This is a genomic window from Nonomuraea sp. NPDC047529, from assembly GCF_040642995.1.
Classification (GTDB): Bacteria; Actinomycetota; Actinomycetes; order Streptosporangiales; family Streptosporangiaceae; genus Nonomuraea.
Map to the genome: position 1 here is coordinate 1 of NZ_JBEYTJ010000036.1, position 15,867 is coordinate 15,867.

12 protein-coding genes are annotated in these 15,867 nt (G+C 74.0%); 7 read left to right on the forward strand and 5 right to left on the reverse strand.

The annotated features are described in order from the left end of the window. Nucleotides 1-212 precede the first annotated feature (212 nt). Nucleotides 213-1,313 (forward strand): o-succinylbenzoate synthase, encoded by a 1,101-nt coding sequence (gene menC / locus ABZ815_RS39875; protein ID WP_357706446.1) that lies wholly within the window; start codon nucleotides 213-215, stop codon nucleotides 1,311-1,313. Nucleotides 1,314-1,538: 225 nt separating this feature from the next. Beyond that, nucleotides 1,539-2,708, forward strand: a complete 1,170-nt coding sequence (gene tuf / locus ABZ815_RS39880; RefSeq protein ID WP_357706447.1) for an elongation factor Tu — start codon at nucleotides 1,539-1,541, stop codon at nucleotides 2,706-2,708. Nucleotides 2,709-2,774: 66 nt separating this feature from the next. Here tuf and ABZ815_RS39885 read toward each other — a convergent pair whose 3' ends face one another. The 4 genes from ABZ815_RS39885 to ABZ815_RS39900 form a co-directional block, all read right to left on the reverse strand. After that, complete coding sequence (locus ABZ815_RS39885) at nucleotides 2,775-5,705, reverse strand: glycoside hydrolase family 2 TIM barrel-domain containing protein (protein ID WP_357706448.1); 2,931 nt, start codon at nucleotides 5,703-5,705, stop codon at nucleotides 2,775-2,777. A 113-nt stretch (nucleotides 5,706-5,818) separates the two neighbouring features. Then, nucleotides 5,819-7,081 carry a M20 family metallopeptidase gene (locus tag ABZ815_RS39890; protein WP_357706450.1) on the reverse strand — a complete coding sequence of 421 codons (1,263 nt, stop codon included), beginning with the start codon at nucleotides 7,079-7,081 and terminating at the stop codon, nucleotides 5,819-5,821. Beyond that, nucleotides 7,078-8,259, reverse strand: a complete 1,182-nt coding sequence (locus tag ABZ815_RS39895) for an amidohydrolase family protein (RefSeq protein ID WP_357706451.1) — start codon at nucleotides 8,257-8,259, stop codon at nucleotides 7,078-7,080. The genes ABZ815_RS39890 and ABZ815_RS39895 overlap by 4 nt, the downstream gene beginning before the upstream one ends. 62 nt (nucleotides 8,260-8,321) lie before the next feature. Continuing rightward, nucleotides 8,322-9,410: an alpha/beta hydrolase-fold protein gene (locus ABZ815_RS39900; RefSeq protein WP_357706452.1), complete on the reverse strand. Its 1,089-nt coding sequence runs from the start codon at nucleotides 9,408-9,410 to the stop codon at nucleotides 8,322-8,324. Between the two features lie 78 nt (nucleotides 9,411-9,488). Between ABZ815_RS39900 and ABZ815_RS39905 the strand changes: the two genes are divergently transcribed. Continuing rightward, the gene (locus tag ABZ815_RS39905; RefSeq protein WP_357706454.1) at nucleotides 9,489-11,213 is read left to right on the forward strand and encodes a phosphatidylglycerol lysyltransferase domain-containing protein; all 1,725 of its coding nucleotides are present in this window, start codon (nucleotides 9,489-9,491) and stop codon (nucleotides 11,211-11,213) included. Nucleotides 11,214-11,223: 10 nt separating this feature from the next. Here ABZ815_RS39905 and ABZ815_RS39910 read toward each other — a convergent pair whose 3' ends face one another. After that, the gene (locus ABZ815_RS39910; RefSeq protein ID WP_357706455.1) at nucleotides 11,224-11,832 is read right to left on the reverse strand and encodes a hypothetical protein; all 609 of its coding nucleotides are present in this window, start codon (nucleotides 11,830-11,832) and stop codon (nucleotides 11,224-11,226) included. 206 nt (nucleotides 11,833-12,038) lie between these two features. Here ABZ815_RS39910 and ABZ815_RS39915 point away from each other — a divergent pair, with 206 nt between their 5' ends. From ABZ815_RS39915 to ABZ815_RS39930, 4 genes are all read left to right on the forward strand, one after another. Further along, nucleotides 12,039-12,662, forward strand: coding sequence for an MFS transporter (locus ABZ815_RS39915; RefSeq protein ID WP_357706456.1), 624 nt, complete (start codon nucleotides 12,039-12,041; stop codon nucleotides 12,660-12,662). A 138-nt stretch (nucleotides 12,663-12,800) separates the two neighbouring features. Next, entirely contained in the window at nucleotides 12,801-13,874 is a 1,074-nt protein-coding gene (locus ABZ815_RS39920; protein WP_357706457.1) for an ABC transporter substrate-binding protein, read from the forward strand. Beyond that, nucleotides 13,867-14,979: an iron ABC transporter permease gene (locus tag ABZ815_RS39925; protein ID WP_357706458.1), complete on the forward strand. Its 1,113-nt coding sequence runs from the start codon at nucleotides 13,867-13,869 to the stop codon at nucleotides 14,977-14,979. The genes ABZ815_RS39920 and ABZ815_RS39925 overlap by 8 nt, the downstream gene beginning before the upstream one ends. Next, the gene (locus tag ABZ815_RS39930) at nucleotides 14,969-15,754 is read left to right on the forward strand and encodes an ABC transporter ATP-binding protein (RefSeq protein WP_357706460.1); all 786 of its coding nucleotides are present in this window, start codon (nucleotides 14,969-14,971) and stop codon (nucleotides 15,752-15,754) included. Before ABZ815_RS39925 ends, ABZ815_RS39930 begins: the two co-directional genes overlap by 11 nt. The last annotated feature ends 113 nt before the right edge of the window (nucleotides 15,755-15,867 follow it).

Genomic DNA, 15,867 nt, shown 5'->3' on the forward strand with positions numbered 1-15,867 from the left:
CGCATCCAGCCCTGACACCCATGATTGAAGATCATCAGCGGTTAACTCATCAGGCATGACCACAGCCTACAGATCACAAAGCCTGGCTGTAGTACTAGGACTCCGGGACGAAGAACCGCCCGCCTTTGTGGTGGCCCGGCACGAATCCCGGCGTCGCCGCATGTCGTACGGTCACCAGGGAGCATCTGTGCGTCGACCGAGTTGGAGAGAGTGTGAAGATCACCGGAGTAGAGCTGCGCCGGATCGCGATGCCGCTGGTGTCGCCGTTCCGCACGTCGTTCGGCACCGAGACCGCCCGGGACGTCCTGCTGGTCAGGGTGGTGACCCCCGACGCCGAGGGGTGGGGCGAGTGCGTGGCCATGTCCGAGCCGCACTACTCCTCCGAGTACGTCGACGGCGCCGCCGAGGTGATCCGCCGGTTCCTGCTGCCGGCCCTGCCGAAGAACGTGGACGCGTACGGGGTCGGCCACGCCCTCGAACCGGTCAAGGGCCACCGCATGGCCAAGGCGGCGCTGGAGACCGCCGTGCTGGACGCGCAGCTCAGGGCGTCCGGCGAGTCGTTCGGCCACTTCCTGGGCGCGGTCCGCGACCGGGTGCCGTGCGGGGTGTCGGTGGGCATCATGGACTCGATCCCGCAGCTTCTCGACGCCGTGGCCGGCTACGTCGAGGAGGGGTACGTCCGCATCAAGCTGAAGATCGAGCCCGGCTGGGACGTCGAGCCGGTGCGCGCGGTGCGCGAACGCTTCGGCGACGACCTGCTGCTCCAGGTGGACGCCAACGCGGCGTACTCGCTGAGCGACGCCCGCCGGCTGGCCCGGCTCGACGCGTTCGACCTGCTGCTCATCGAACAGCCGCTGGCCAACGACGACCTCGTCCAGCACGCCCGCCTGGCCCGCCAGTTGCAGACGCCGATCTGCCTGGACGAGTCCATCGAGTCGGCCGAGCACGCGGCGGCCGCCATCGCGCTCGGCTCGTGCTCGATCATCAACATCAAGCCGGGCCGGATCGGCGGCTACCTGGAGGCGCGGCGCATCCACGACCTGTGCCGGGCCAACGGCGTGGCGGTGTGGTGCGGCGGCATGCTGGAGACCGGTCTCGGCCGGGCGGCGAACGTGGCGCTGGCGGCGCTGCCGGGGTTCACGCTGCCCGGCGACACCTCGGGGTCGCGCCGGTACTTCGCGACCGACGTGACCGAGCCGTTCGAGCTGGTGGACGGTCATCTTGAGGTGCCGTCGGGGCCGGGGCTCGGCGTCGAGCCGATCCCGTCCGTGCTGGAGGAGGTCACGACGTCCACGGAGTGGATCCCGTCGTAGGCCTGGGCGGAATAATGCGTTGCGCGGGCGTGCTGAGCACCGCACCATGTTCTTCATGTTCCTGCACGCTCGCCGTCTCGCACCCGCCGCGCCGGGTGTGTTCGAGCGTGCCTGCGACGGCCTGGAGCGCTGACCTCTCCTCGTAAGTCCTGATGTGACCCGGCGGGGGGAGGTTGCCGACCCGACACGGGTCACACACGGTCCCAGGTCTTCAGGGAAGGAATCATGGCCAAGCAGGCCTATGTGCGGAACAAGCCGCATCTCAACATCGGCACGATGGGGCACGTCGACCACGGCAAGACCACGCTGACGGCGGCGATCACGAAGGTGCTCGCCGAGCGCGGGCAGGCGACGTACACGCCGTTCGAGCGGATCGACCGGACGCCGGAGGAGGCGTCCAGGGGGATCACGATCAACATCTCGCACGTCGAGTACGAGACCGACACCCGCCATTACGCCCACGTCGACATGCCGGGCCACGCCGACTACGTGAAGAACATGATCACGGGGGCGGCGCAGCTCGACGGCGCGATCCTCGTCGTGTCCGCGCACGACGGCATCATGCCGCAGACCAGGGAGCACGTGCTGCTGGCCCGGCGGGTCGGGGTCGGGCACCTGGTGGTCGCCGTCAACAAGGCCGACGGCGCCGACCCGGAGCTGACGGACCTGGTGGAGCTGGAGCTGGCCGACCTGCTGGCCGAGCAGGGCTACCGCGACGTCCCGATGGTCCGGGTGTCCGGGCTGCGGGCGCTGGAGGGCGACCCGGTCTGGACGGCGTCGGTCGAGGCGCTGCTGCGGGCCGTGGACGAGCACATCCCCGTCCCGGTCCGGTACGTGGACGCGCCGTTCCTGATGCCCGTGGAGAACGTGCTCACGGTCACCGGCCGGGGCACGGTCGTCACCGGGGCCATCGAGCGCGGCACCGTGCGCGTGGGCGACACGGTGGAGGCGGTCGGGTTCGGCGACGGGTTCACGGCGGTGGTGACCGGCGTGGAGACGTTCGGCAAGACGATGGAGCGGGGCGAGGCCGGGGACAACGCGGCCGTCCTGCTGCGCGGGGTGCGCCGCGAGCAGGTGCGCCGGGGCATGGTCCTGGCCGCGCCCGGCAGCCAGAGCGCCCGCACGTCGTTCACCGCCCGGGTGTACCTGCTGACCCCGGAGGAGGGCGGGCGGCGGCGTCCGATCGCCTCGGGGTACCGGCCGCAGTTCTACCTGCGGACCACCGACGTGCCCGGTGAGCTGGCGCTGCCCGCGCCCGCCGAGCCGGGCCGGACGGTGGAGGTGACGGTCGAGCTGGGCCGGCCGGTCGCGGTCGAGCCCGGTCTCGGGTTCGCCGTCCGCGAGGGCGGGCTGACCGTCGGCGCGGGCACCGTCCTCACGGTGCCACCCGCCTGACGGTGCCACCCGCCTGACCACCGGGAGGCCGGGGTCCTGAGGGACCCCGGCCTCTGGCGTGCGTGGTCAGGACGGGGTGAAGCGGAGGTGGAGGGTGGCCGGGGCGGCGTGCAGGTCGTACCGGGGCAGGGTGCCGGGGCCGCAGGTGGCGGTGCCGATGCCCTGCTGGGCGAGGTCCAGGTGGAGGTGCACCCGGTCCCCGGCCACCAGGTCGGGGCGGTGACGGGCGGCCTCCAGCTCGGCGGTGCTCCACCGGCGCGCGGTCAGCCCGAACACCGGGTCGCCCTCCACCCGGAACCCGGGCGTCCCGTCCGGGCCGCCGAACTCGGCCCACCGCACGTCGGCGCGGCGCCCGTTCTCCTGTGGGTAGACGTAGGGCGTCTGGAGGTCGTCGACGGTGGCGCTCCAGCGGCCCACGCGGGCGGCCATGCCGGTGTCGGGGTACGCCTCCCCCGGCCCCCGGCCGAACCAGGTGACGTGCGCGATCTCGCCGGGCAGCGTCAGGTGCACGCCCAGGCGCGGGATCGGGTCGGGCCACTCGCCCTCGGGCTCGACGTCCACGGTCAGGTCCAGGGTGTCGCCGGAGGTCACGGTCCAGGTCCAGGTGGCGCGCATGCCGAGGTCGGTGGCCGCGGGGGCGACCCTGGTGCGGACGGTGAGGCCGTCGCCGGTCTCGACGCCGTCCACGCGGTGGGTGAGACGGTGCAGGCCGAGCTGCCGCCAGGCGCGGCCCAGGCCGCCGTAGCGGTCGTTGTCGGTGGGGGCGCGGTAGAGGTCGAGGCGCGGGCCTTCGACGTCCAGGCCGAACAGGCGGGCCAGTCGGCCGGTACGCGCGTCGAACTCGCCGCCGCCCAGCACCAGCCGCCCGCCGCCCGCCGCCTGCCGGTGGGCGGCGGGAACGGGGGCGAGCAACGGTCCCGCCCGGTCGGCCGGACCGGAAGCCAGGTCAGAGGTCGGGCTGGAAGCCGGGCCGGGAGCCAGGCCAGGTGTCGGGCCGGAAACCGGGCCGGAAACCGCGTCAGGAGCCGGGCCGGGGGTCGGGCCGGAGGCTGGGGTGGGCAGGGGGGTTTGGGACCAGGCGAGTTCGTGGCCTGCGGGGGCCCAGGGCTGGTCGGCGGTCAGGGTGGCGCGGATCGTGAGCCGGCGTTCCCCCGCGCCTTCCCCGGGCGGCAGGGCGGGCAGCTTCACCTCACCGCCGGACGCCGGCACCTCCAGCGGGAACTCCGCCACCGGGACCCCGTCCTCCTCGACGACGGCCAGGAAGCCGAGATGGGCGAGATCGCGGAAGTCGTACCGGTTGTCCACCCGGACCACGCCGTCGCCGAACGCGAACCGTACCGGCTCGAACACCTTCTTCAGGTCCAGCAGGCCCGGGGAGGGCGTGCGGTCGGGGAACACGAGCCCGTCGATGACGAAGTTCCCGTCGTGCACGGGCTCGCCGTAGTCGCCGCCGTAGGCGTACTCGTGGCGGGGATGGGTCAGGCCGTGGTCGATCCACTCCCACACGAACCCGCCGGCCAGCCTCGGGAAACGTTCGTACAGCTCCTGGTACTCGGCCAGGCCGCCGGGCCCGTTGCCCATGGCGTGGGCGTACTCGCACTGCAGGAACGGCATCGCGCGCCGCCGCGCGTCCAAGGCGGGGTCGTCGAGCGGGTCCTCCTCGCCGCGCCCGATGGCCTCGACCTCGGCGTGGGTGGCGTACATGCGGGAGTAGACGTCGGTGTGGGCGCACGACCAGTCGCCCTCGTAGTGCAGGGGCCTGGACGGGTCGCGCTCGCGTGTCCAGTCCGCCATGACGGCGAGGTTGCGGCCGACGCCCGCCTCGTTGCCCAGCGACCACATGATGACGCTGGGGTGGTTCTTGTCCCGTTCGACCATGCGGCGCATGCGGTCGAGCAGGGCGTCGGCCCAGCGCGGGTCGTCGGTGGGGTTGCGCCGCCAGCCGACCTGGCCGAAGCCGTGCGTCTCCAGGTCGCATTCGTCGATGACCCACAGGCCCAGTTCGTCGCACAGGTCCAGGAAGTCGGGGTGCGGCGGGTAGTGGCTGGTCCTGACGGCGTTGACGTTGTGCCGCTTCATGAGCAGCACGTCCTCGCGCATGGTCTCGTACGGGACCGCGCGGCCGTGGCGGGGGTGGAACTCGTGCCGGTTGACGCCCTTGAGCAGCAGCGGGCGGCCGTTGGCCAGGAGCACGCCGTCCTCGACGGAGACGGTGCGGAAGCCGACGCGCAGCCGTACGGTCTCGTGCGGGGTGGTGAGGACGGCCTCGTAGAGGCGGGGCGTCTCGGCGGTCCACGGCTCGGCCTCGACGGTGATCTCGACGCCGGGTTCCAGGTCCCGTACGCCCAGCTCGGGGACGCTCAGGCGGCCCTCGGCGGCCTCGAAGCTCAGCCTGCCGTCGTGGGAAGCGCGCACGAACACGTCGGCCGAGGAGAGGGTGAGGGTGACGTCCCGGAAGATGCCGGGCAGCCACCACATGTCCTGGTCCTCCAGGTAGCTGGCGGCCGACCACTGGTGCACGCGCACGGCCAGCACGTTGCGTCCCGGACGCAACCACGGCCCCGCGTCGAACTCGACGGGCAGCCTGCTGCCGGTGGAGAAGCCCAGCTCGTGGCCGTTCAGCCAGACCCTGGCGAAGGAGTCGACGCCCTCGAACCGCAGCCGGCCGCCGCTCCAGCCGTCCGGCAGGTCGAAGGCGCGCCGGTAGTCGCCGGTCGGGTTCTCGCCGGGGACGTGCGGCGGGTCCACGGGGAAGGGGTAGGAGACGTTGGTGTAGGCGGGGGCGCCGTGGCCGTGCAGGGGCCAGTGGGCGGGCACCGGCAGCTCGTCCCAGGCGGCGTCGTCGAAGCCGGGCCGGGCGAAGTCGTCGGGGACGTCGGCCACGGGCGAGAGGCGGAAGCGCCACAGGCCGTTGAGGTCGAGGGCGGGGGCGTCGGAGCGGAGTGCCGCGCGGGGTTCGAGACGGCCCGAACCGGGGGCGAAGGTTTCGAGATCCATCCCTTTCGACACTAGAGGCCGTCGGCGGTTTCGTCAGCGATGCCCCTTCTGGGGGTGCTTGGACTTCCCTGACGCGGTTGTTGGAGGAATGGACGCGACAGGGTGGCGGGGGTTCAGGCGTTCCTGGAGAACAACATCCCGTTCACTCCGGCGGGGCCGGGCAGCGCGGAGGCCGCCGCCAGGTAACCGGCCAGCAGGCTCTCGGCCACCGCGCCCACGGCGGCGTCGCCGGGCAGGAACTCGGGGCTGTGCAGGCCGGCGGCGGTGTCCACGCCGACGAACATCATGAGCGACGGCGCCACCGAGGCGTAGTGGGAGAAGTCGTCGGCCCCGCACGAGCGCAGGCCGCCGTCGACCGTCCAGCCCTGCTCGCGCAGCAGCCCTCCCGCGCGTACGGCCAGCCCGGCGTCGTTGACCAGCACCGGCTCCCCCGGCAGGATCGTCACCTCGGCCACGCAGCCGCACGCCCTGGCGACGTCCTCGACCACCTGGGTGAACCGTTCGTGCAGCTCCTGGCGCCAGGCCTCGGACATGGCCCGGAGCGTCCCCCTGGCCACGGCCTCGCCCGGCACGGCGTTGGGCGCGGTGCCGGCGTTGACCGTGCCGAAGGTGACCACGGTGGGCATCATCGGGTCGGCGGACCGGCTGACGACCTGCTGGGCGGTCACGATGACCTGCGCCATGGCCACCACCGGGTCCCTGGTGAGGTGGGGGTAGGCGGCGTGGCCCTCCGCTCCCCTGACGACCACCCTGAACTCGTCGGAGGAGGCGTTGACCGCCCCCGGCACGGAGGCGACCACGCCCTCCGCCAGGAGGGGCTGCACGTGCGCGCCGATCATGGCGCCGACCCGGTGGCGGTGCAGCGCGCCCGACGCCACGACGTCGGAGGCCCCGGAGGGGAAGCCCTCCTCGCGCGGTTGCAGCACGACCAGCAGAGGCGGGTCGGCGCCGAGCCGGTCGAGGGTCCTGGCCAGGGCGACCACGGCCGCCAGGTGCACGTCGTGCCCGCAGGCGTGCATCGCGCCGCCGCCGGCGGCCCACTCGACGCCGGTGCGCTCGACCAGCGGCAGGGCGTCCAGCTCGCCGCGCACGCCCACGGCCGGGCCCGGACCGCCGACGCGCAGCACCGCGCCGGTGCCGGCCACGTGCTCGACCGTCCCGGCGGGCAGCGCGTCCAGCAGCCGCGCCCGCGTCGGGCCCTCCTGGCCCGACAGGCGGGGCGCGGCGTGCAGCTCGCGGCGCAGCGCCTGCGCGGCGGGCAGCTCCCGCCACAGCCCTTCCCGCAGCACCGCGTACGCGGTGCTCTCCGTCGTGCCGTTCCCGATGACGGCTCCGTCGACGGGCCCGTTGATCGTACGGCCCCCGAGGTCGTTCACCCCGTGCTCTCCTCCCGTGTTCCCAGTCCGTAGACGCGTCGCGCGTTGTCCGCGCCGACCATCGCCGCCACCCGCATCGCCTGCGCGGCCGACCACTCGCCGTCGAGCACGAGCCGGCCGAGCACCCGCGCCATCGCCCGCCGCCACAACACCGCGCCCAGATGGTGCAGCTCGGCCGGCCCCCACCCGTCGGACGAGAACAGGACCTTGGCGAACGGCGCCACCTCCAGGCTCTCGGCCACCAGCGCCACGCTGCGGGCCCCGGTGTAGGTCACCCCGAGCCCCACGTCGAAGAAGACGTTGGGATAGGCCTGCGCGAGGAACCCCGCGTGCCGCTGGAACGGGTAGCAGTGCAGCAGCACCAGCGGCACTCCGGACGGCTCGGCGCGTTCGACGAGGCCGCGCAGCAGCAGCGGGTCGGCCCGGCGAAGGTCGAGGTCGGGGTCGCCGAGGCCGGTGTGGAACTGGATCGGCAACCCTCGCTCGATCCCGGTCCAGATCACGTGTCGCAACAGCACCGGGTCCGTCAGCTTACCGCCGCCTGAGCCCAGCCAGCGCCCGGCCGCCTCGGTGACCTCGGCCCGGCTCGGCGGCTCGGGGTCCAGGTCGAGGCCGTGACGGTAGGCGGCGACGCTCTTGAGCCCGCGCGCGCCGCCGGTGCGCGCCCACAGCTCGCGCGCGAACGCGTCGGCGAACGAGGACGCCTCGCAGCCGCCGGCCGCGACCTGCTCGGCCACCGTCTCCAGCCGCACCACCTCGTCGGCGGGCACGCCGGTGAGCTCCGCCATGCCGGACGGGCCCACCAGCTCCTCGCTCCGGTAGCCGGTCTCGACCAGATAGTGGGCCACGCCCGTGGCGCCCAGCAGCAGCCGGTTCACCTCACCGGCCCCCAGCCGGGCCCTCCTGGCCAGGTACTCCTCCGGCGTGCAGTGCGGTTCGAGGCCGAGGACGGGCGCGCAGTGGCGCAGGATGGCGTACCCGGTCTGGGAGTCGAACTGCGTCATCCAATCCGGCACCGGCCGGTCGGACTCGGTGATCAGCTCCTCGAACGCGCTGCGCGACAGGTCGCGGGCCACCACGCCGTGGGTGTGGTGGTCGACCAGCGGCAGCTCCTCGATGGCCCGGACGAACCCGGCCGGGGCGAGGTCGAGCTCGGTGGTGGCGTACACGTCGGTCACGGAGAGAGCTCCTCCCCCGTGGGCGCGAGGATGAACCACCCCGTCCCGGTCCGGCCCCTCGTCTAGCGGGCCGTGGCGGGCTCGGCCAGCTGCTGGACCAGCCACGGCAGCGCCTGCGGCAGCTCCCGGTTCCAGGTGTTGAAGTTGTGGCCGCCGCTGGGCAGGATCAGCGACGAGGCCCGCATGGGCGGTTTGACCGCGTTCAGGAACCGCTCGGTCGGCAGGTAGTCGGCCTCGCCCTTCCTGCTGCTGGTGACGAGCACGTCCACGGGCGGGGCGGGCAAGTGGGCCAGGCGCCACATCAGGTCGTTGCGGTCGGCGAGCCCCTTGTCGCCGTGGAACAGGTCGCCGGTGGTGCCGTCCACGATCGTCTTGTAGTAGCCCGACAGGGAGACCGCGGCGGAGAACGCGTCAGGACGGCTCATCGCCAGCTTCAGCGCGCAGTAGCCGCCGGTCGAGCCGCCGAGGACGCCCCAGGAGTCGCCGCCGGGCGCCGCCCGGTAGTGCGCGGTCACGGCCTGCCGGACGTCGGTGGCGAAGTACGTCAGCACCTGCGGGCCGCCCGGCACGTCCACGCACTCGGTGTCGCGCGGCAGCACCACGCTCGGCCGCATCATGACCAGGACGGCCGGGTTGACCTGGTGCAGGGCGATGGCGTGCGCCAGCCGTCCGGGCAGGTCCATCCGGGTCATCAGGTTGCGCGGGTCGCCGGGGTAGCCGGTGAGGGCGAGGATCGCCGGGAACCTGCGCCGCGGGTCCTTGAAGTAGGCCGACGGCAGGAACACGTACGCCTCCTCGCTCAGGTGCGTGGTCGCGCCCGGCAGGACGACCTCCTCGACGCGCCCGCCGGGGACCGCCCGGCTGTCCAGCACCCGCAGCCCGGCCGCGGCCCCGGCGGCGGTGATCTGGGCGGTGCCGGTGTCGGAGCCGAGCAGGTCGGCCCAGGAGCCGTAGAAGCCGAAGTAGTAGTTGACCAGCAGCGCGAGCGCCGCCACGGTGAACGTCTGGCAGGCGGCCAGCAGGCCCGCCCGGCCCAGCACCGGCGGCAGCCCCCGCCCGGCCAGCCGCGGCCACACCCAGACGGTGGCCGCGAGCGCGGCCACCGCGAGCACCGCGGCCGCCGCCAGCAGCGCGATCGAGGTCAGTCCCATGAACAGCAGGAATATCCCGGACGGCGTAAGCGCGTGGTTAACGGCGAGATTAACCGGCAGGAGTTTCAATCAGTATTTGTGAAGCGTCCTTGGATCCCCGCGCTGGCGGGTTACGCGTCGCTGGTCATCGGCCTGCTGGACATCCTCAAGGCCGTGGCGCCGCGGCTGGAGCACACGCGGATGGGGCAGTGGTCGGACCTGCTGCCCGGGACGGTGACGACCGTGGCGCGGGCGACGTCGCTGGTGGTCGGCATCATGCTGGTGATGATCGCGCACGCGCTGCGGCGCGGGAAGGTGCGGGCCTGGCGGGCGGTGGTGGTGCTGCTGCCGCTGAGCGCCGTCATGGGCGTGCTGCACCTGCGCCCGGTGACCGCGGCGATCAGCGTCGTGCTGCTGGCCGTGCTGGTGGCGGGCCGGCGGGAGTTCACGGCGCTGCCCGACCCGCGCTCGCGCTGGCGGGCGCTGTGGAACCTGCTCGTGCTCGGCGCGATCGACCTGGGGCTCGGGTACGTGATCGTGAGCGCCCGGCCGGGCGCGCTGGTGGACCATCCCGGGGTGGCCGACCGGCTGGAGCACGTGGCGCTGGGGCTGGCGGGCATCGAGGGGCCGGTCACGTTCAAAGTGGAACGCGTCTCCGACCTGGTCTACTTCTCCCTCGTCGCGCTGGGCGCGCTCACCGCCGTGACGACGCTCTACCTGGCGCTGCGTCCCGAGCGGCCGGTCGCCGAGCTGACCCCCGACGACGAACGCCGCCTGCGCGCCCTGCTGGCCGTCCACGGCGAGCGCGACTCGCTCGGCTACTTCGCGCTGCGCAGGGACAAGAGCGTGATCTTCTCGCCGTCGGGCAAGGCGGCCGTGGCCTACCGCGTCGTCTCCGGCGTGATGCTGGCCAGCGGCGACCCGATCGGCGACCGCGAGGCGTGGCCGGCGGCGATCGGCGCGTTCATGGCCGAGGCGCGGCGGCACGCCTGGGTGCCCGCCGTCATCGGGTGCGGCGAGACGGGCGGCGAGGTCTGGACGCGGGTGGCGGGGTTGTCCGCGCTGGAGATCGGCGACGAGGCGATCGTCGAGGTCGCCGACTTCACGCTGGAGGGCCGCGCGATGCGCAACGTCCGGCAGATGGTCAACCGCACCCTCCGCGCCGGGTACGTGTGCCGGGTGCGTCGTGCCCGCGACGTGCCCGAGGAGGAGAAGGAGCAGATCCGTCACGCCGCCGGCCTGTGGCGCGGCACCCAGACCGAACGCGGCTACTCGATGGCGCTCGGCCGCTTCGGCGACCCCGCCGACGCCGAGTGCCTGGTGGCCACCGCCTGCAAGGACGGCGACCTCAAGGCCGTGCTGCACTTCGTGCCGTGGGGGACGCGGGGCGTCTCGCTGGACCTGATGCGCCGCGACCGCGACGCCGACCCGGGGCTCAACGAGCTGCTGATCGCCGAGACCCTGCGCGCCGCGCCGTCGCTGGGGATCACGCAGGTGTCGCTCAACTTCGCGATGTTCCGCGCGGCGCTGGCCCGCGGCGACCGGCTCGGCGCGGGGCCCGTGCTGCGGGCCTGGCGGTCGGTGCTGGTGTTCCTGTCGCACTGGTTCCAGATCGAGTCGCTGTACCGGTTCAACGCCAAGTTCCGCCCGATCTGGGAGCCGCGCTTCGTCGTCTACCCGAACGCCCGCGACCTGCCCAGGATCGGCGTCGCGGCGCTCCAGGCCGAGGCGTTCATCCCCTCGGGCCTCCCGCTGCGCGCCCGCCTCCGCCTCCCCCGCCCCTTCCACCACGACCCCGCCGCCGCCGCCCCCCAGACCCCGTGAGCCGCTCGGTTCAGAGCGAGGTGGCGGTGCCCGGGGCGGGCCACATGGTGTTGAGGCGACCGGCGGTGGCCTGGTAGGCGCGTTCGGCCTCCGGGGTGAGGACGATGTCGGCGCCAGGGCCGGCGGCGGCCAGGCGTTCGCGCAGGACGATGGAGTCGGCGGTGTCGGCCAGGTCGAGCAGGCCGGTGAAGCGGGCGGCCGCCGAGACCAGCTCGGTGGCGGGCAGGTCGGTGCCGACCGCGTCGAGGGCCTGGCGGACGACGCCCTTGCCGACCGCGCCGAGGCCGAGCGCCACGGCGGCCGCCGACAGGGTGGCCACGTCGAGCGGGTCGACGTCGACCAGGCGCAGCGGCACGTGCTCGACCCGGCCGCCGGGGGCGTACAGGCGGCCGGCGAGGCGGGAGGCGGCGGCGCGCCTGCCCTGCGTGGGGCCGATCACGCGCCAGAGCCGGCGCAGCGCGCTCAGGGCGATGCCGCCGGCGAGCGGGCCGGGCAGCGGCGAGCCCACGGACTCGGCGGCGCGCAGCACCAGCAGCAGCCTCTCCAGCTCACCCACCGCGCGGGCCAGTTCCTCGCCCAGGTCGGGGACGAGGACCGCGCGCGGGCCGAGGCCGGTCATGTGGGGCTCCTCACGGAGCCCTCGTCGTCGAGCGGTCGTCAGGCGGCGGAGCAGTCAACCGGAGGGTCACCATCGGAGCGTACGCCGCCCCGCCGACGCCGCACACCCCAGCGGAAGGCACGCCCTCGCGGGAGGTGCACGGGCCCCGTGCACGCAGCACCCCATGAGAAGCGGGCGGCCCGGGCGTGTGGGAGGATCTGGCCTCGATGGGTCCATGGTCGGTGGTGCGGTGGCTGCGTGCGGCGAGCTTCGCCGGCACGTGCGCCGCCCTGGCCGCGCTCGCCCACCTGGCGGGCGGCGGCTGCTTCGACCCCGGGGCGCTGCTGGCGGGGTTCCTGCTGGTCCTGGCTCCGGCCCTGGCGCTGACCGGGCGGGAGCGCACGCTGGCCGCCATCGTGCCCGCGACGGGCGCCTCGCAGATCGTCCTGCACGTGCTGCTCTCCTTGAGCTGTGACCATCCCGCCCCCGCGCCCGCCCCGGACGCCGCGAGCCTGGGTCACCTGCACGACACGGGCGTCCCTGGGTTCGGGATGCTGCTCGTGCACGCGGCGAGCGTGCTGCTGACGTCGGTCTGGCTGCGCTGGGTGGAGTCGGGGCTGTGCGCCCTGGTCCGCGAGCTGGCCGGACGGGTGCTGCGCCCGCTGCTGGTGCTGTTCCTCGCCGTGACCGGGTGGGCCGCGCCGGCGCGCACGCCGGTGACCGGGCGCGACGACGTCACCGCGCGCGTCCGGCTGTTCCTGCGGCACGTGCTGGTGCTGCGGGGGCCGCCCGCCGCCGGACCGGAGCCGTGGTGCCCGGTCCGTCCGACGGTCGTGGGCCTGCCCGCCTGAGAGCGCGCCCGCGGTCCTTCGCGCGCCCGTCCTCCGCGGTTCCTCCGACGACATTCCCGGCTCGCCGCCGTGCCCGCCCCCTGGCCGGGGGCCGATGCGGCGTGCGCGCCTCCGGACCCGACTCTGAGGACATCACCCATGAGACCTTCCCGTACCCGCCGGGCCTCGGCGATCGCGCTGGTGCTGCTGGCCGCGGCCTGCGGCGCGCCCGCGGCGACCGGCGGCGAGACGGCCACCGTCGCGCCGGCGTCCGCCGGCCGGACCGTCTACCCTCTCACCTTCGACAACTGCGGCACGCGGGTCACCTTCCGCCGCCCGCCGCAGCGCGTCCTGATCCTGAACGGCACCAGCGTGGGCGAGGTGGAGAGCTTCCTGCTGCTCGGGCTGGACCGCAGCATCCTGGCCAACGCCCAGAGCTACGGCGTGTCCGACGACCCGTCCATGACCGCCCGCATCAAGGCGCTGCCTACCGGCGGGCTGACGATGAACAAGAACTTCGACGTGCCCGCCGAGCAGGTGCTCAGGCTCAAGCCGGACCTGGTGGTGTCCACCTGGTCGGGCGGCTTCGACCCTGCCAGGGGCTTCGCCACCCGCGAGCAGCTCGCCGCGGCCGGCATCACCTCGCTGGTCAACCCGGTCAACTGCGCGATGGGCAAGCCGGAGGCGACCGAGCAGGAGAAGCGCGCCTACCGCAACCAGTCGATCAACTCCTCGCTGGAGTTCCTCGGCCTGCTCGGGCGGGTGTTCGACGTGCAGCGCAAGGCGTTCGACCTGATCGGCGAGCTGCGGGCGCGGGTGGAGTCCGTACGGGCCCGCGTCGCGGCGCTGCCGCCCAGGAAGGTGCTGGTCGCCTATCCCGGCATGGCCATGATGAACGCCAACGGCCTGCCCGCCGTGATGACCGGGGGCATCTACGACGACGTCATCAGGGCGGCCGGCGGGGTCAACGCCTTCGCCGGCCAGACCGCCGACATGACCCGCACCCTCAACCGCGAGCAGCTGGCCACCGCCCAGGTGGACGTGCTGGTCGTCGGGCTGTTCACGCCCGAGGAGAAGGGCGAGGAGGCGGCGGCGAAGCTGTTCGCCGCCTACCCCCACTGGGCCGCGGCCAAGTCCAGGACCTTCACGGTCGTCTCCGACGGCGTCTACCTCGGGCCGCTCAACGCCTGGGCCGTGGAGAAGATCTCCAAGGTGGTGCATCCCGGTGGCTGACGCGCTGACCGCCCCGCCGCGCCGGACGGCGCCCGTCCCGCCGCGGCGGCCGCACGCGGTGTCCGGGCGGGGAACCGGGTTCCTGCTGGCCGGTCTCGGGGCCGCGCTGGTCGGGGCCCTGGTGATCGGGATCTCCGCCGGGTCGGTGAACCTGCCGCCGGACCAGGTGTGGGGGGTGGTGTGGGCGTACCTGACCGGGCGGGGCGGGCAGGCCGATCCGCTGCTCGCGCAGGTCGTATGGGAGATCCGCACGCCCCGGGCGCTGCTGGCCGCGCTGGCCGGGGCCGCGTTGTCGGTGGCCGGGGTGGCGTTGCAGGCGCTGGTCCGCAACCCGCTGGCGGACCCGTACGTGCTGGGCGTCTCGTCGGCGGCCTCGCTGGGGGCCGTCCTGGTGCCCGCGCTCGGCGGCGGCGCGCTGGCCGGGCTGACGGGGGCGCTCGGCGTCACCGGGGCCGCCTTCGCCGCCGCGCTGCTGTCGGCGCTGGTGGTGTACGTCCTGTCCCAGCGTTCCGGGCGGCTGCTGGACTCGTGGCTGGTGCTGACCGGCGTGGCCGTCGGTTACCTGTGCTCGGCGGCCACCACGTTCGTGCAGCTCCAGCTCAACCCGACCGAGCTGCAGGGCATGATGTTCTGGCTGATGGGCAGCGTCGCCGGGGCGTCCTGGGCCGATCTGGGCGTGCCCGCGCTGCTCGTCGTGTGCTGCGTGGCCTGGCTGTCCTCGCAGGCGCGGGCGCTCAACGCGCTGCTGGCCGGTGAGGAGGCCGCCGTCGCGATCGGCGTGCCGGTCGCGGCGCTGCGGATCGGGCTGCTGGCGGCCGGGTCGCTGCTGACGGCGACGGTGGTCAGCGTGGTCGGCGGCATCGGGTTCATCGGGCTGATGGTCCCGCACATGGTCCGGTTCGTGGTCGGGGCCGACCACCGCCGGGTGCTGCCGGTCTCGCTGCTGGCGGGCGCGGTGTTCCTGGTGCTGGTCGACCTGGCGGCGCGGGTGGCCGACCGGCCGAACGAGCTGCCGGTGGGGATCTTCACCACGGGCCTCGGCGTGCCGTTCTTCCTGTGGCTGCTGCGCCGGCGACGGACGGGCGGAGGCGGCGATGCGGCTTGACCTCGCGGGCGTCAGCGCGAGCATCGACGCGCGGCCCATCGTCACCGACGTCACGCTGAGCGCCGGGCCCGGCGAGTTCGTGGCGCTGGTGGGGCCCAACGGCAGCGGCAAGTCCACGCTGCTGCGCACCGTCTACCGGTCGCTGCGCCCGTCGGGCGGCGTCGTCCGGCTGGACGGCGACGACCTGTGGCGGATGCGGCCCCGACACGCCGCGCGGCGGCGGGCGGTCCTGCCGCAGCACAACCCGGCCGGGGACGGGTTCTCCGTGGCCGAGGTCGTCGCGGCCGGGCGGCACAGCCACAAGGGGGCGCTGGACCGGGAGAGCGCCGGCGACCGGGCGGTGGTCGCCACGGCCCTGGAACGGGTCGGCATGGACTGGGCGGCCGACCGGCTGATGACCACGCTGTCCGGCGGCGAGCGGCAGCGGGTGCTGCTGGCCCGCGCGCTGGCCCAGGAGGCGCCGCTGCTGATCCTGGACGAACCGGGCAACCATCTGGACGTGGGCTCCCAGCTCCTCCTGCTGGACCTGATCCGCTCGCTGGGCCTGACGCTGCTGGCCGCGCTGCACGACCTGGACCAGGCCGCCGCCTACGCCGACCGGATCGTCGTCCTGCGCGACGGCCGGGTCGCCGGGCAGGGGCCGCCTCTGGAGGTGCTGACCCCGGCGTTCATCGAGGAGGTCTTCGGCGTGCTGGCGCACGTCGGGCCGCATCCGATCACCGGGCGGCCGCACGTCGCGGTGGCGTCCAGGGCGGGAGGTAAGCGCCTGCCCTAGGGCCGGTCAGCAGTCGTCCCCCGGTGCGGAGCCGTACCCGGCGCCGTCCGTCCGCCCGGCTATAAACGGAGCGGAGTGGATCTTCGTCGTGAAGGGGCCGGGAGACCGTGTCG

What these genes read in the sequence shown, in the direction of transcription:
- tuf (WP_357706447.1), top strand. Translation starts at nt 1,539, where the DNA reads ATGGCCAAGCAGGCCTATGTGCGGAACAAGCCGCATCTCAACATCGGC.
- ABZ815_RS39885 (WP_357706448.1), bottom strand. Translation starts at nt 5,705, where the DNA reads ATGGATCTCGAAACCTTCGCCCCCGGTTCGGGCCGTCTCGAACCCCGC.
- ABZ815_RS39900 (WP_357706452.1), bottom strand. Translation starts at nt 9,410, where the DNA reads ATGGGACTGACCTCGATCGCGCTGCTGGCGGCGGCCGCGGTGCTCGCG.
- ABZ815_RS39910 (WP_357706455.1), bottom strand. Translation starts at nt 11,832, where the DNA reads ATGACCGGCCTCGGCCCGCGCGCGGTCCTCGTCCCCGACCTGGGCGAG.
- ABZ815_RS39915 (WP_357706456.1), top strand. Translation starts at nt 12,039, where the DNA reads ATGGGTCCATGGTCGGTGGTGCGGTGGCTGCGTGCGGCGAGCTTCGCC.
- ABZ815_RS39920 (WP_357706457.1), top strand. Translation starts at nt 12,801, where the DNA reads ATGAGACCTTCCCGTACCCGCCGGGCCTCGGCGATCGCGCTGGTGCTG.
- ABZ815_RS39930 (WP_357706460.1), top strand. Translation starts at nt 14,969, where the DNA reads ATGCGGCTTGACCTCGCGGGCGTCAGCGCGAGCATCGACGCGCGGCCC.